Annotated in this window: 10 protein-coding genes and 1 tRNA gene; 7 read left to right on the plus strand and 4 right to left on the minus strand. The window is 74.0% G+C overall.

What is annotated here, in order from left to right:
• Positions 1 to 6 precede the first annotated feature (6 nt).
• On the minus strand, positions 7 to 870 hold the full coding sequence (locus ACH4J0_RS09635) for an FhaA domain-containing protein (protein WP_396237981.1): 864 nt from the start codon (positions 868 to 870) through the stop codon (positions 7 to 9).
• 433 nt (positions 871 to 1,303) lie between these two features.
• Here ACH4J0_RS09635 and ACH4J0_RS09640 point away from each other — a divergent pair.
• Positions 1,304 to 1,387: transfer RNA gene (locus ACH4J0_RS09640), tRNA-Leu, on the plus strand.
• A gap of 76 nt (positions 1,388 to 1,463) precedes the next feature.
• On the opposite strand, the gene ACH4J0_RS09645 is transcribed toward ACH4J0_RS09640, so the two are convergent.
• Both ACH4J0_RS09645 and ACH4J0_RS09650 read right to left on the minus strand, forming a co-directional pair.
• On the minus strand, positions 1,464 to 2,615 hold the full coding sequence (locus ACH4J0_RS09645; protein ID WP_396237983.1) for a sensor histidine kinase: 1,152 nt from the start codon (positions 2,613 to 2,615) through the stop codon (positions 1,464 to 1,466).
• Positions 2,612 to 3,262: a response regulator gene (locus ACH4J0_RS09650; RefSeq protein ID WP_396238279.1), complete on the minus strand. Its 651-nt coding sequence runs from the start codon at positions 3,260 to 3,262 to the stop codon at positions 2,612 to 2,614. Before ACH4J0_RS09650 ends, ACH4J0_RS09645 begins: the two co-directional genes overlap by 4 nt.
• A 340-nt stretch (positions 3,263 to 3,602) precedes the next feature.
• Here ACH4J0_RS09650 and ACH4J0_RS09655 point away from each other — a divergent pair, with 340 nt between their 5' ends.
• Together ACH4J0_RS09655 and ACH4J0_RS09660 are read left to right on the plus strand one after the other, a co-directional pair.
• Positions 3,603 to 5,432 carry a phosphatidylglycerol lysyltransferase domain-containing protein gene (locus ACH4J0_RS09655; protein ID WP_396237985.1) on the plus strand — a complete coding sequence of 610 codons (1,830 nt, stop codon included), beginning with the start codon at positions 3,603 to 3,605 and terminating at the stop codon, positions 5,430 to 5,432.
• Between the two features lie 327 nt (positions 5,433 to 5,759).
• Positions 5,760 to 6,452, plus strand: coding sequence for a hypothetical protein (locus ACH4J0_RS09660; protein ID WP_396237987.1), 693 nt, complete (start codon positions 5,760 to 5,762; stop codon positions 6,450 to 6,452).
• Positions 6,453 to 6,507: 55 nt separating this feature from the next.
• Here ACH4J0_RS09660 and ACH4J0_RS09665 read toward each other — a convergent pair whose 3' ends face one another.
• Positions 6,508 to 9,282: a SpoIIE family protein phosphatase gene (locus ACH4J0_RS09665; protein ID WP_396237989.1), complete on the minus strand. Its 2,775-nt coding sequence runs from the start codon at positions 9,280 to 9,282 to the stop codon at positions 6,508 to 6,510.
• A 279-nt stretch (positions 9,283 to 9,561) separates the two neighbouring features.
• Here ACH4J0_RS09665 and ACH4J0_RS09670 point away from each other — a divergent pair, with 279 nt between their 5' ends.
• From ACH4J0_RS09670 to ACH4J0_RS09685, 4 genes are all read left to right on the plus strand, one after another.
• Complete coding sequence (locus ACH4J0_RS09670) at positions 9,562 to 10,749, plus strand: rhodanese-like domain-containing protein (protein WP_396237991.1); 1,188 nt, start codon at positions 9,562 to 9,564, stop codon at positions 10,747 to 10,749.
• Between the two features lie 95 nt (positions 10,750 to 10,844).
• Positions 10,845 to 11,504 (plus strand): DUF5819 family protein, encoded by a 660-nt coding sequence (locus ACH4J0_RS09675; RefSeq protein WP_396237993.1) that lies wholly within the window; start codon positions 10,845 to 10,847, stop codon positions 11,502 to 11,504.
• A complete protein-coding gene (locus ACH4J0_RS09680; RefSeq protein WP_396237995.1) occupies positions 11,501 to 12,736 on the plus strand; it encodes an HTTM domain-containing protein in 1,236 nt (411 codons plus the stop codon). The genes ACH4J0_RS09675 and ACH4J0_RS09680 overlap by 4 nt, the downstream gene beginning before the upstream one ends.
• A 9-nt stretch (positions 12,737 to 12,745) precedes the next feature.
• Positions 12,746 to 14,845, plus strand: a complete 2,100-nt coding sequence (locus ACH4J0_RS09685) for an FUSC family protein (RefSeq protein WP_396237997.1) — start codon at positions 12,746 to 12,748, stop codon at positions 14,843 to 14,845.
• Positions 14,846 to 15,060: the final 215 nt, after the last annotated feature.

Here is a 15,060-nt window from a genome sequence, read left to right on the forward strand (position 1 = left end):
CGGACACTACCCTTCGACCTGCCGGTAGACGATGGTGGTGGAGCCCACGACGATTCGGGAGCCGTCGCGGAGCGTAGCGCGCTGGGTGTGCTGTCCGTCCACCACGATGCCGTTGGTCGAGCCCAGGTCGAGGACCATCGAAGGGGTGCCGGGGCGGATCTCGGCGTGCTTGCGGGAGACCCCGGGGTCGTCGATCCGCACGTCCGCCTCGGTCGAGCGCCCGAGCACGCAGGCCGCGCCGGTGATCTGGTGGCGGGCGCCGTTCACCTCGATCCAGCGGCGGACCGAGGCGCCGTGACCGGCTCCGGGGAAGTTGCGGACGTTGCCGCCGGCCGGCGGGCCGGGGGGCATCGCGGGGGGTGCGGCCGGCGGCGGAGGCGCGGTGTACTGCCCGGCGCCGCCCTGCTGCCACGGTGCGCCGGGGGCCGGCGCGGCCGGCTGGCGGTCGTAGCCGGGCTGCTGCGGCTGCTGCGGCGGGGCGTACTGCTGGGGCTCCTCGGAGGCCAGGGTGCGGCTGCGCACCCGGTACAGGCCGGTGTCCAGGTCGTCGGCCTTCTCCAGGTTCACCTGGAGCGGGCCCATGAAGCTGTACCGCTGGGCCTCGGCGTACTCGCGGACCATGCCGGCGAGCTCGGCGCCGAGCTGTCCCGAGTAGGGGCTGAGCCGCTCGTGGTCGTGCGGGCTGAGCTCGACGATGAAGTCGTTCGGCACGACGGTGCGGTCGCGGTTCCAGATGCTCGCGTTGTTGTCGCACTCGCGCTGCAGAGCGCCGGCGATCTCCACGGGTTGGACCTCGGACTTGAACACCTTGGCGAAGGTGCCGTTGACGAGACCCTCCAGCCGCTGCTCGAACTTCTTCAGCATCCCCATGGGGCACCCCCTTCCAGGGTTCGTTCGCCTGCCTGCCGTCCGGATCTCCTCGGGGAGTGATCCTCCGGGGAGTCGGTCGTGCCTACTTGCGGTACTTCCGTACTGATCGTATCCACGCCGGGCCCTTCCGTACGGTTCCCGGACCGTGTGGTGCCCGGGGGTGGGCTCGGACACACAGGGTGACGCATTTCGGGTGCCGCACGCCAGGTGCGTCCGTCGGAGCCGCCCACGCCGTTCGCTCATCCGTTCGTCGTGCACCCGTTCGGATGCGGTTGGTCTCCCCGGGGAACGGATTCGGAGCCGCCCCCCAGGTCGTGCTACTGTTTTCCACGTCGGAAGGGCCGCCCGGAAGGGAAGCCGGACCGAGGAAGCGCGAAGGGCCACATGGTACCGGCGGTTCCGAGGGTCGGACGGCAAGGAAGACAACACCCATGCGCGGGTGGCGGAATAGGCAGACGCGCTGGATTCAGGTTCCAGTGCCCGAAAGGGCGTGGGGGTTCAACTCCCCCCTCGCGCACAGCGAAGCCCCGCAGATCTTCGGATCTGCGGGGCTTTCTCGTTCCCCCGTGGGGCCCCCGGGGGTGGCCCCACGGTCAGGAGCGGGTGGCGGGCAGCTCGGCGCGGACCTCGAAGCCGCCGTCCTGGGTGGGACCGGCGGTGAGCGTGCCGCCCAGCAGCTGGGCCCGCTCGCGCAGGCCGACCAGGCCGTGGCCGCCGCCCGGCAGGGTCTCGGCCGGGTGCACCGGCGGCGCCTCGTTGCGGACCTCGACCCGCAGCCGGCGGCCCTTCGCCCGGACCCTCACGTGCACCACGGCCTCCGGCGCGTACTTGGTGATGTTGGTGAGCGCCTCCTGGACGGTGCGGTAGGCGGCCCGCTCGACCGCCTCCGGCCACGGGCGGTCGCCGGGGTTCAGCTCGGTGTCGGCGGCCAGGCCGCTCTGCTCGATCAGCCGGGGCAGGTCGGCCAGCCGCGGCTGCGGGGCGAGCGGGGCGTCCGGGAACGGGCCGTTGTTGGTGCCGCGCAGCACCCCGACCATCTGGCGCAGCTCGTCCAGGGTCCGTACGGACAGCTCGCGGATGGTGCGGGCGACGCCCGCGGCGGCCGGGTCGGCGGTGCTCACCTGGAGCGCGCCGGCCTGGATGCTGATCAGGCTGACCTGGTGCGAGACGACGTCGTGCATCTCCCGGGCCAGCCGGCCGCGCTCGCTGATCAGCACCCGTTCGGCGAGCAGTCGGCTCTCCCGCTCCTGGCCGCGGGTCAGCTCGTCCAGGCGGGCGGCCAGTTCCCGCCGGGTGCGGGCGAGCAGGCCGGTGGCGGCCGGGCCGGCGGCCAGCATCACGGCCTGGATGGCGTCCAGGGCGGTGTTCCGGCTGAGGTCGATGACCGGGGTGGGCAGCGGCCAGTGGAAGAAGGAGACCAGGGTGAACAGGGCTGCACAGGGGAACAGCACCCGGGCGCCGGGGCGCTCGGTGGCCACCGTGTAGACGGCGGTGATCGGGGCCAGCCAGATCGCCTCCACCCAGGTGCCGGGCATGGTGAGCAGCAGCACCGCCGTGGGGAAGCGGCGGCGCCAGAACAGGGCGACGGCGGCCAGCGTGGAGAGCGTCATCTGCCACCAGGTGGCGTCCCGGGCCACCAGCGCGGCGTCCAGCAGGGAGTACAGGACGGGCAGCAGCAGCATCAGCCAGGGAGCGGTGCACCAGGCCGGCAGGCGTCTGGACGGCAGCTGGCCGGCGGTCGTCATGCCCCGTCGCCGGGCTTGGGCCGCACCAGGCCGGCCCGGTGGGCGACCACGGCGGCCTGCACCCGGTTGGCGGCGCCGAGCTTGCCGAGGATCGCGCTGATGTGGTCCTTGACCGTGCCGGTGCCGAGGAAGAGCCGGTCGGCGATCTCGGCGTTGGACAGGCCCTCGCCGAGCAGGGCGAGCACGTCGAGCTCCCGGCCGGTCAGGGTGCGGGCCAGCGCGGTGGCCTCGGCGTCCGGACCGCCGCCGTCCACGTAGCCGCCGATCACGGTGCGGGTGACGGTGGGGGAGAGGATGCTGCCGCCCGCGGCGAGCACCCGGACGGCGTGCACCAGCTGCTCGGGGGCGGTGTCCTTGAGCAGGAAGCCGGCCGCGCCGGCCCGCAGCGCGGTGCCGATGTACTCGTCGGTGTCGAAGGTGGTGAGCATCGCCACGGCGGGCGGGTCGGGCAGGGCGCGCAGGCTGCGCAGCACCGAGATGCCGTCGAGGTCGGGCATCCGGATGTCGAGCAGCACCACGTGCGGGCGCAGGCGCCGGACGTACTCCTCGGCCTGCCCGCCGGAGCAGTCGCCGACCACCTCCAGGTCGGGGGCGGAGCCGACGATCAGGCCGAGGCCCGAGCGGACCAGGATCTCGTCGTCGACGATCAGCACGCGGGTGGTGGTGATGGTGCCTCCTCGGTTCGGGCGGCCGGGTTCGGTCGGTCCGCGGGGATCGCTTTTGAGGGTAGGGGTAGGCGGGGCGGGTCGCCGAACGCATGGGGGGGACTGACCCCCGCCGTTCGGCGGGGGTGGGAATCCGCTACCCGGTTCACGTAATTCTCAGGAATGGTGCGGAACCATGGAGTTGGCTGCTCTTTCCGACCTGCCGCTCGATGCGGGCGGTCGGTGGGCGGGGGCGGTCGGTCAGTCCACCGGGCCCGTGCGGGCGCCCGGCGCCGGGCCGTGTGCGGATGCGCCCCACCATCTGATCGTTTGGAATTGAGCTGTGTCGTCCACTGTGAAGTCGGAGCCGTCCGCAACCTCCGCCGGGCCCGGGCCCGCCGGAGCGCTCGACCGCTGGCGCCCGAGGGCCGCCGCCGCCTCCGTCTGGTACCTCCGGCTGCTGGCGCTGCTGAACGTGGCGACGGTCCTGCTGGTGCCGTGGGGGAACCAGGTCAGCGAGCACAACGAGGGTGAGTACTTCACCCCGTACCTGATGACCTCCGGCCTGGCGGCCGCGGTGCTGTCGGTGTTCCTCGCCGTCGCGATGCGGCGGCGCAAGCGAGCCGCGTGGATCTTCAACGCGGCGCTCAGCGGGGTGTTCGCGCTGCTCTACCTGGCGGCCATGCTGCTGCCCGGCGAGCGTTTCAGCAAGCACCCGCTCAACTACGTCTCCACCGCCCTGACCTGCCTTTTCGTGCTGGCGCTGCTGATCGGGCGCAAGGAGTTCACCTCCAAGGGCGACCGCTCCAACCCCAAGACCGCGGCGGCGACCTTCGTCGGCGGGCTGCTGTTCGGCGGCGCGGTCGGCGCGGTGCTGGTCTGGCTGACCAACGAGCTGAACGGCGCCGGCTGGTGGGACCTCTTCCGCTACTCGGTCGGCCGGATGGTCACCGTCACCCCGACCGAGCACCTGCGTTCGGTGATCGCCGCCCCGACCTGGGTGAACGCCGCGATCAACGCGATGGGCGCGGTGCTGTTCCTGCTGGTGCTGTACGTGGCCTTCCGCAGCCCGCGCGGCAAGGAGCTGCTCAACCCCGAGGACGAGGCGAAGCTGCGCGGCCTGCTGGACAAGCAGGGGGAGCGCGACTCGCTGGGCTACTTCGCGCTGCGCCGGGACAAGGCGGTGATCTTCTCCCCCAGCGGCAAGGCGGCGGTGACCTACCGGGTGATCGGCGGCGTCTCGCTGGCTTCCGGCGACCCGATCGGCGACCCGGAGGCCTGGCCGGGGGCGATCGACGCCTGGCTGTCCGAGGCCCGCGAGCACGCCTGGGCACCGGCCGTGATGGGGGCCTCCGAGGAGGCCGGGGTGATCTACGCCCGGCACGGGCTGGACGCGCTGGAACTGGGCGACGAGGCGATCGTCGAGCTGGACGAGTTCTCGCTGGACGGCCGCGCGATGCGGGTGGTCCGGCAGGCGTACAACCGGGTCAAGCGGGCCGGGTACACGGTGCGGATCCGCCGGCACGAGGCCATCTCCGAGGCGGAGATGGCCGAGTTGGTGGCCAAGGCCGACGAGTGGCGCGACGGGGCGACCGAGCGCGGCTTCTCGATGGCGCTGGGCCGGCTCGGCGACCCGGGCGACGGCCGCTGCGTGATGCTGGAGTGCAGCGACGGCGAGGGCGAGCTCAAGGCGCTGCTGAGCTTCGTCCCGTGGGGCCCGGACGGGCTCTCGCTGGACCTGATGCGCCGGGCGCGGGACACCGAGAACGGCCTGATGGAGTTCATGGTGATCGAGCTGCTGCAGCGCGCCGACGAGGTGGGGCTGAAGCGGGTCTCGCTGAACTTCGCGATGTTCCGCTCGGTCTTCGAGCGCGGTTCGCGGCTCGGTGCCGGTCCGGTGCTGCGGCTGTGGCGCTCCGTCCTCGGGTTCTTCTCGCGCTGGTGGCAGATCGAGTCGCTGTACCGCGCGAACGCCAAGTACCGGCCGATCTGGGAACCGCGCTACCTGCTGTTCGAGAAGAGCAGCGAGATTCCGCGGATCGGCATCGCCAGCGCCCGCGCGGAGGGCTTCATCGTGGCGCCGAGCCTGCCCGCCCTGTTCCGTCGCCGGCACGCGGGAGCTGCCGTGGTGGCGCCCCGGGTACCGGTGGCGGTGCGGGACGGGAAGGGGTAGCCCTCCGTCGGGGGGCGGAGGGGGTCGACGGCCGGGGGGTGTACCTAGGACCACTGTTCGTAAGGGACATAGGGCCATCGGTCGTAAGGGGGGTCCGGAGGGGGGATTCGTCTCCCTCCTGAGGATGACGTCGATCCCCATCCATGCCGATGTGGATTTGTTAACTGGCTTCTAATGTTGGGGTAGCTGACAAGTTCCGGGGATTCGGGAGAAACGGTTGTGATTCACAGGACCCACGCGGGGGGCGTGCGAAAGGGGCCGCTGGCGCTAGCCGGAAAGGCCGCTGTCGCCGAGTGGGGAACGTTGTACCTGACGGTCCGGGGTGCGGTGGCGCGGAAGAAGCTCGCCGCATTTCCGCTGGCCACGGCGGCGACGTTTCTGATCCTGCTGTTCAGTGTCGTCCAGCACCTGCCGGGCGGCGAGCGCTTCGTCAACCACATCGGGGTGGTGCGGGCCTCGCTGCCGCTCGACCTCTCGCTGCTGCGGACCCCGCTGTCGCTGTACGTGCCGGCCCTGGACCTGCCGGTCTGGGGGGCGCTGGCCCAGGTGTTCGTGGTCTTCGCGATCGCCGAGGTCGTGCTCGGCCGGCGGATGACCCTGGTGGTCGCCTACGCCTGCACCCTGGCGGGCACGCTGTTCGCCCGGGTCGGGGTGGCGATCGGACCGGGCCACGTGTTCGGCTTCCCGAAGTGGGTCGCCTTCGTGCGCGACACCGGGCCCTCGGCCGCGGTGGTGGCCCTGGCGATCTGCATCGCGTTCCGCACCCGGGCCTGGTTCACCGCCACCCTGGTGGTGGTGCTGATGGTCGGCGAGGCCGTCGTGCTGCCGAACCTGGCGGGCCTGGAGCACGTGGTCGCGGTGATCACCGCACTGCTGATCGCCGTCTCGGTCGAGGTCTTCGGGGACTTCTGGCCGCGGGTGCTGGCCGGGGTCGGTGCCGCCACCTCGGTGGCCACGGTCGCCTCCCGGGAGGTCGCGGCGGAGGCCCGGCGCCGTCCGGCGGGGGCCGTGATCCCCTGAGGGACGCTCCATCTGGCCTGTCGGCCGCGCACGGGGCGCTGCCCGTACGCGGCCGTCACGCGTGCGGCAGGGGCAGCTCGAACCAGACGACCTTGCCCACCGCCTTGCGGGCGGTGCCCCAGTGTTCGGCGAGCTTGGTGACCAGGGTGAGGCCGCGGCCGGTCTCGCCGAGCTGCTCGGCCGGCTCCAGCGAGGGCAGGTTGTGGTTGTCGTCGCTGACCTCGACCAGCAGCTTGTCCACCCGGATCAGCTGGAGCTGCACCCGGTCCCGGGCGACCCGGACGGCGTTCGTGACCAGCTCGCTGACCAGCAGCTCGGTGGTGTCGCTGAGCGCCTCCAGGTGCCAGGCCGCCAGCTGCTCGCGGACCAGCGAACGGGCCCGGCGGACCTCGCGCTGGTCGACCGTGAGGTCCCAGGTGGCCACCTCGGACGGGGCGACCCCGTCGAAGCGGGCCACCAGCAGGGCGACGTCGTCCTTGCGGTCGTCCGAGTGCAGCCGGCGCAGCACCTCGTCGCAGGCCTGTTCGGGGCTCTGCTGGGGGTCGATCAGGTTGCCGCACAGCGCCGCCAGGCCGGCTCCTATGTCACCGCCCCGGACCTCGACCAGTCCGTCGGTGCACAGCACCAGCATCGAGCCGTCCGAGACGTCGATGGTCTTGGCGACGAACGGCACCCCGCCGACGCCGATCGGCGCGCCGGCCGGGATCTCCAGCAGCTCGCCGCTGCCGTCCGGGTGCACCAGGACGGGCGGGACGTGGCCGGCGCTGGCCAGCTCGCAGGTCCGGTTGATCGGGTCGTAGACCGCGTACAGGCAGGTGGCCAGGTGGTCGTCGCCGAGCTTCTGGGCCAGGTTGTCCAGGTGCCGCAGCAGCTGGCCGGGCGGCAGGTCGAGGGCGGCGAGGGTCTGCATCGCGGTGCGGAAGCGGCCCATCGCGGCGGCGGAGTGGATGCCGTGGCCCATCACGTCGCCGACCACCAGGGCGACCCGGCTGCCGGGCAGCTGGATCGCGTCGAACCAGTCGCCGCCGACCTCGGCCTTCGGATCGCCCGGCAGGTAGCGGTGGGCGATCTGCACGCCGGGGATCTGCGGCGGGCGGGTCGGGATCATCGAGCGCTGCAGGGTGGTGGCGACCCGTGCCTCGGCGCGGTGCAGCCGGGCGTTGTCCAGCGACAGCGCGGCCCGTACCGCCAGCTCCTTGAGGGTGGCGGCGTCGCTCTCGTCGAAGGGGGCGCGGTCCGGCAGCCGGAGCAGCTTGAGGATGCCCAGCACGGTGCCCCGGGCGGACAGCGGGACCACCAGCATCGAGCGGCCTGAGACCACCGGGGCCAGCCGGGCGCCGCCGAGGGCGATCGCGTAGTCGACCGCGACGTCCGCGCTGACCACCGGGACCAGCACCGGCTGGTTGAGCTGGAGGGCCATCCCGGGCGGCGTCCGGCGGGGCATGCTCACCAGTGAGCCCTCGGCGAGCACGTGGTCCCAGGCGCCGTCGGTCCGGTTGAAGACCAGGGCGACCCGGCGCAGCATCGTGTCGTCGTCGGGACGGGCGACCGGCAGCTCGGAGTCCGAGATCAGACCGTCCACGAGGTCCACGCAGGCGAAGTCGGCGACCCGGGGGACCAGTACCTGGCACAGCTCGTGGGCGGTGAAGCCGAGGTCCAGGGTGGTGCCGACCTTGCCGCCGACCTCGTTCAGCAGGGCCAGCTGCTCGCCGGCCTGCCCGTTGGTGAGGAACGGGCTCAGCCGGCCGCTCGGCGGACCCCCGGCACCGGCGGGGGCGGGGACGGCGCCGGGCGGGGCCTGCTCCGCGCGGTGCGGCGGGAGGCCGTGGGCGGACGGCTCGACGGCGGCGGCCTGCTGCTCGATGGTGGCTCCTCCTGCGTCGGGGAACGGGACGGGCGGGGCGCCGGCCGGTCCGCCGACGACGGCGGGGCGGACGGCGGGGGTGCTCCGGGCGGCCTCGTGCTCGCGCGGGGCGGGTTCGCGCAGGACCGGTTCGCGTGGGACCGGTTCGCGTGGGGAGGGCAGCGGGCCGGGCGGACGGCGGCCGGGCGCGGACTGCTCGGGCTGCGGGGGCGGACCGAGCCGGGTGGCGCGCTGCTGGGGCGTCGGATAGCGGCGGCCCAGGCCGGCGGCCGCGTGCGCGGTGCCGGTCTGCGGGTCGGAGGGCAGCACCGGCAGCACGGTGACCGCGTCCAGCCGCAGCGCGGGCAGCCCGCCCAGGGCCGCCGCCTCCCGCAGCGGGGCCCGGTGGGCGGCGGGAAGCAGCCGGGCCAGCGGCTCGGGCAGCTCGGCGGCGGGCGGCGTGAGTGCGGCGGTCAGCCCGTGGAAGCCGCCCCGGGCGGAGGGGGCGGCGGCGAACGGCAGCTGCCGCTCGCCGAGCGCGAGCCGGGGGCCGACGGTGCGCAGCGGGCGGGCGTCGGCGGCGAGGGCGAGTAGTCCCCCGGACGGGCCGGGCAGCGGGTAGGCCCACCAGAGCACGTCCCGCTGGTGCTCCTCGCGGTCGGTCACGGTCAGCCGGCCGGCCCAGGGGCGGCCCGCGGCGGTCAGCCCGGCCAGGGTGTCGAAGGCGTCGCAGCGGCGGCGCACGGCGCAGCGGCCGAGCACCCTCGACTCCAGGGCGGGCAGCAGGCCGGAGGCGGGGCGGTCGGTGGCGGCCTCGGAGCGGTGCCCGAACAGCTCCTCGGCAGCCCGGCTCCACTGGGCGATCCGCCCCGTCCGGTCGACCAGGACGAGGGCGAGCCGGACCAGGGCGGCCACTCCGGTCGGATGGTCGCCCGGCGCGGTCCCGGCGCCCGCCGGAAGCGGTGTGGAGTTGGAGTCGGCCACCATGGATTCGGTCTGCTCCCGCCTGGCCGCCGCGCCTGGAGGCGGCCGTCTCTCCGGAGGAAGGCACGCTGTGCGGATACCAGCGAAGCACGGACCGGGCCGAGCTCGACACCGAAACGGGGAGATTCGTCAGGATCGGTTGCGTGTCTCGTGCCGCGCGCCGGTTCGTACCCCCGCTTCACCCGGACGGGGCCTTGGAAGGCGGCGGTAGGGTGGCAGGCCGGACCGCCCGCGCGGCGGCTCCGCAGGACCCAGAAGGCCGGACGACACAGAGGCGAGACCGTGAGCGCGCAGAGCCCCGTCCGCTGGACGGACCCGGAGCAGCAGGAGCTGGAGGAGCGGGTCGCCGCGGCCGAGCTCGCCTGGCTCACCATGGACGTGGACGTGCAGACGCTGCGGGTCGAGATCGACAACTTCGCGCTGATCCACCACCAGCTGCTCGGCCCGCTCTACGCCCGGCTGGACGAGCTGGACGCGCTGGTCGCCGAGGCCGTCGCGGCCCGGACCGGCGCCCCCGAGGACCTGCGCAGGGCCGCCGAGGCGCGGCAGCGGGTCGAGGAGCTGCCCGACCTGGACGCGCTGTTCGACTCGGTACGGGAGAAGTCCGGCGAGGGCGCGGACGAGGCCCCGCCGCCGCCCGCCGCACCGGCCCGGGTGCGCCCCGGGAGGGAGGCCCAGCGGATCTACCGTGAGCTGGTCCGCCGCGCCCACCCGGACCTGACCACCGACGGGGCCGAGCAGCGGCGCCGGGCCGACTTCCTGGTGCGGGTCAACGAGGCCTACGCGTACGGGGACACCGCCGCGCTGGAGAGCCTGGCCGCGGAGTGGTCCACCGCGCCGGAGGCCGCGCCCGCCGTCGACTCCCCCGACCGGCTGGGCTGGCTGCGCCGCCGGCTGGACTGGCTGACCGCCAAGATCGCCGAGACCGCCACCGAACAGGTCCGGCTGGAGCAGACCCCGATGGGGCAGCTGCTCGCCCTCGCCCCGCAGGACCCGGACCGGCTGCTGGAACAGCTCGCCGAGGAACTGCTCGCCAAGGCCGCCTCGCAGCAGGCCGAGCTGGAGCGGCTGCTCGGGGCTCAGAGCCCTGCGCCGGTGGGCCACAATGGCACCGAACCGATCCGACCCCAGGAGAGCCCCACGATGTTCGCGCAGATCCCGACCACCGATGCCGCCTCCGTGCCGGCCGACGCCGCCCTGCTGGACGTGCGGGAGCAGGACGAGTGGGACGCCGGCCACGTGGACGGCGCGCTGCACATCCCGATCGGCGAGGTGATCGCCCGGATCGGCGAGCTGCCGGACGAGAAGCTGTACGTGCTCTGCCGGGTCGGCGGCCGTTCCGCGCAGGTCGTCCAGTACCTGGTGCAGCAGGGCCGGGACGCGGTGAACGTGGACGGCGGGATGTACGCCTGGGAGGGCGCGGGCCGTCCGATGGTCAGCAGCAGCGGTCAGGCCGCCTTCGTCCTGTAGCCACTCGCCGCGCCCGCCCGGAGACGGGTAGGGCAGGATGGGCGCGCGACGCGCCGGTGCGGGCCGGCGGCGCGCCGATCGGGCGGGGGGAGGCCATGACGGAGACCACGGGCCGGGCTGCCCCCGGACGGGAGTGGTCCGGGCCCGCGCAGCTCGTCCTCGGCCTGGCCGCCGCGGTGCTGGTGAGCGGCACCGGGCTGTTCCTCGCCGCGGTGTTCCTGCACGTCGCGCCCGACAACGTGCTGTCCCGCCAGTACCGGGACGAGGTCGACGGCGTGGTGTACCCGGAGTTCGAGCAGAACTGGAAGCTGTTCGCGCCCGATCCGCTGCAGCAGAACGTCAGCCTGGACGCGCGGGTGCGCACCGTCGCGGACGGCGGCGCCACCCGGACCGGGGACTGGATCGGGCTGACCGCCCGGGACATCGCCGCGATCCGGGGCAACCCGGCGCCCAGTCACGTCGACCAGAACCTGCTGCGCCGGGCCTGGGACTTCTACGACGGCTCGCACGACCCGCAGGACGACAAGCCGACCAATCAGCGCGGCAAGCTCGCCGAGCAGTACCTCAAGCGGATCGCGCTGCAGCGGATCGGCCGGGAGGTGGACGGCCGTCGCGTCCTGGAGATCGAGTTCCGGGTGACCACGGCCACCGTGCCGCCGCCGTCCTGGAGCGGTGTGACCGGGTCGCCCGCCCCCAAGGTGCGGGAGCTGCCGTGGTGGCCGGTCGGGGACGAGGACTACCGGGGGCTGGGGTGAACGAGGCGTCGGCGGTGGAGCCGGTGGACGCCGTCCCGCGGCAGTCGTCCGGGCCGGTTCCGCCCCCTGAGCGGGTGCTGCCTGTTCCGGCGCCGCCGCGCGGGCCGGCGGCGGCCTTCGGGCGGGCGATGGAGGCGTTCGGCGGACGGGTGCTCGGACGGCACCAGGCCGCGGTGGTGCGGATCGGCTTCGGGCTGGTCTGGCTCGCCTACCTGCTGCGGGAGTGGCCCAACCGGCGGGTGCTGTACGGCGACCGCTCGCCGTGGTCCATGGAACTCGCCCAGCGGCTGCTGGCCGACGACGGGGCGTTCACCGTGCTGCCCTGGTTCGGCGGACGGCTCTGGTTCGAGCTGGTCTACCACCTGGCCGTGCTGGCCGCCCTGGCCGTGCTGCTGGGCTGGCGGACCAGGGCGAGCACGGTGCTGTTCCTGGTCACCGTGCTGTCGCTGCAGAACCGCGACGTCTTCCTCGGCGACGGCGGGGACAACGTCGTCCACCTGATGGCGGTCTACCTGGTCTTCACCCGCTGCGCCGAGGTGTGGTCGCTGGACGCCCGTGGGTCCGGTCCGGGGCGCAGCGGGGTGGTGCTCTGGGCGCTGCTCGGCACGGCGCTGGCGGTCTGTCAGGCCGGTGGCTTCTCCGGCGACAGCCTGACCTGGACCGCCCCCACCTTCCCGTACCTCGGCTGGGCCCCGCTGTTCTGGGGACTCTGGGCGGTGGCCGGGCTCTGGTGGCTGCTGGGGCGGCTGCGGCCGGCGGGCGAACCGCGGGCGGTGCTCGACGCGCTGGCGAACATGGTCCACAACTGCGCGATGCTGGTGATCGCCGTCGAGGTGGTGCTGATCTACGCCACGGCGGGCTGGTACAAGGTGCAGGGCTCGCGCTGGCAGGACGGCACGGCGCTGTACTACCCGCTGCACCTGGACTACTTCACCCCCTGGCCGGCGCTGTCCGGGCTGGTCGGCTCGGCGTTGCTGCCGGTCTTCCTGATCTCGTACGCCACGGTGATCCTCCAGGTCGCCTTCCCGTTCACGCTGATCAACCGGCGGGTCAAGAACGTGCTGCTGGTGGTGATGATGGCCGAGCACCTGGGGATCGCGGTGGTGCTCGGGCTGCCGGTGTTCTCGCTCGCGATGGTCGCGGCGGACGCGGTGTTCCTGCCGACCGGCGCACTGCTCTGGGCGGCGGCACGGCTCGGGCGGCTCCGGCGGCGGGTGGTGGGAGCGCCCTAGGATGTCGGTATGTCCTGGTTCGCCGCCCTTCGCGACACCGCGCGGACCGGACTCACCCTGGACCGGGCGCTCACCGACCCCAAACGGGCACTGCGCGGCGCGGTCGCCGTGGCGCTGGTGCTGTTCCCGATCCTCGCGGTCAGCGGGGTCAGGCTGGCCACCTCCGCCGCGATGGGGGCGTTCATCGCGGGTGCGGCCACCTTCCAGCGCAGCTTCCGGCCCCGCGCCAGCCTCGCCGTCGCGGCCGGGATCGGGCTCGGCGTCAGCTCCTTCCTCGGCTACCTGGCGGTCGGGGTGTACGGGCTGTTCCCGGTGCTGCTCGCGGTCTGGGCCTTCGGCGCCGGACTCGCCTGGGCGATCGGACCGACCGCCGGGGTCGTCGCCACCAACACCGTCTCGGTGATGCTGATCGTCGTGCAGCTGCCGGTCAGCGTGGCCACCGCGCTCGGCCACGGGCTGGTCGCCGCGTTCGGCGGAGTCGTCCAGGCGGCCGTCATCACCCTGTGGCCGATCGGCAGTTGGACCGCCCAGCGGGGTGCCCTCGCCGACACGTACGCCGAACTCGCCGACTACGCCCGCCGGTTGCGGCAGGACCCGACCGCGCACGTGGACCCGGAGCCGTTCATGACCGCCCGGAACGCCTCCGCCGTCACCCCCTGGCAGGACCGCCACCGACCACCCGAACTGCGGGGCCTGCGCGGCATCGCCGAACGCGTCCGACCCACCCTCGCCGCGCTCGCCGACCCCAAGGTGGGCGCCCCCGAGGAGGGGCCCGAACGCGACCGGGCCCGTGAGGTGCTGGCCGCCGCCGCCGAGGTCATGGACGCCCTCGCCCGGGCGATCCGCGCCGGCGACCCGGTCCGGCTACCCCGCTCCGCTCCCCTGCTCACCGTCGCCGGTACGGACGAGGGGACGCGGCTGCAGGGAGCCGCCCGGCGCTCCGCCCGGAGGCTCGGCGGGCTGCTGCGCAAGGCGGCGGACGCACTGGAGCGGGGCGACGCGGACACCATCACCACGCCCGTGGTCGGGGCCGGCGGGGCGCTGCACAGGCCGTCGATCGCCCGGATGCTGCCGGTCGCGCTGCGCACCGTGCGGCGGCAGCTGCGGCCCCGCTCGGCGATCTTCCAGCACGCCGTCCGGCTCGCCGGGGTGGTCACGGTCGCCTACCTGCTGGCCCGGCCGTTCGGGTTCCACCACGGGTACTGGGCGCCGATGACCGCCGCGATGGTGATGCGGCCGGACTTCGCCCAGACCTACAGCCGGGGCGTCGCCCGGCTCGTCGGGACGGTCGTCGGGGTCACCGTCTCGACGCTGGTGGTGCAGCTGGCCCACCCCGGTGAGTGGGTGCTGGCCGTGCTGGCGGTGCTGTGCATCGGCGGGGCGTACCTCGCGTTCCGGACCGGGTACGCGCTGACGACCGTCGGGATCTCGACGTACGTGGTGTTCCTGCTCGGGCTACAGGCGGGGAACCCGCTGGAGACGGCCTTCGAACGGGTGGGGATGACCCTGCTCGGAGGGTCGCTGGCGCTGCTGACGTACGCGCTGTTCCCCACCTGGCAGACCGCCCGGCTCGGGGAACGGCTCGCCGAGTGGCTGGCGGCGGCCGGGCGGTACGCGGCGGCGGTCGTCGCCTGCTACGAGCAGCCGGCGACGCAGCGGGGGCGGGTCGTGCGGTCGGCGCTGCTGGACTCGCGGGAGGCGCGGTCCGAGCTCATCCAGGCCATGGAACGGGCCGACGCCGAGCCGGGGAGGCACGAGTCCGGGCTGGCCGGGGTCACCCGGCGCCAGGTCGACCGGGCCCGGGCGGCGGTCGGGCACCTCGGACGGGCGGCCCTGCTGTTGGAGGCCCACTTGCCGACCGCGGACGCGGAGCCGGTGCCGGGGGCGGCGGAGTACGCGGAGGAACTCCGGCTGGCCACGGCGCTCGCGGCGGGGGCGTTGCTGACGGGGCAGCCGGTGGAGTTCGGAGCGGTGCGGGCTGCTCAGGAGCGGTTGGAGGCGGGGCTGGTGGCGGGGGTGCAGGGGGATGTGGTGCGGGCGGGGACTCGGTTGGTGGGGGTGGCCCTTCGAGATCTGGAGCGGGCCCTTCGGGGGAGTTCTGAGCGGTAGGGGGTGCTGTGGTGGGGGGTTGGTGTTTGGGGGGTGGGCTTTCGGGAGAGTGGGTGGCCGGGGGGGGGGGGGGGGGGGGGGGGGGGGGGGGGGGGGGGGGGGGGGGGGGGGGGGGGGGTCGGGGGGTGGCCGCTCCGGGGGCTGGGTGATTTTCGGACTGCCGACTCTCATTGAGGGGGGTGCTCGCCGTTGGCAGTCTGAAAGTCACCCGTTAC

The sequence above is a fragment of the Kitasatospora sp. NPDC017646 genome (assembly GCF_044329365.1).
Lineage (GTDB): Bacteria > Actinomycetota > Actinomycetes > Streptomycetales > Streptomycetaceae > Kitasatospora.

Bases quoted from the DNA above. Each gene is read 5' to 3' on its own strand.
- ACH4J0_RS09635 (WP_396237981.1), bottom strand. From the start codon at position 870: ATGGGGATGCTGAAGAAGTTCGAGCAGCGGCTGGAGGGTCTCGTCAAC.
- ACH4J0_RS09645 (WP_396237983.1), bottom strand. From the start codon at position 2,615: ATGACGACCGCCGGCCAGCTGCCGTCCAGACGCCTGCCGGCCTGGTGC.
- ACH4J0_RS09665 (WP_396237989.1), bottom strand. From the start codon at position 9,282: ATGGTGGCCGACTCCAACTCCACACCGCTTCCGGCGGGCGCCGGGACC.
- ACH4J0_RS09675 (WP_396237993.1), top strand. From the start codon at position 10,845: ATGACGGAGACCACGGGCCGGGCTGCCCCCGGACGGGAGTGGTCCGGG.
- ACH4J0_RS09685 (WP_396237997.1), top strand. From the start codon at position 12,746: ATGTCCTGGTTCGCCGCCCTTCGCGACACCGCGCGGACCGGACTCACC.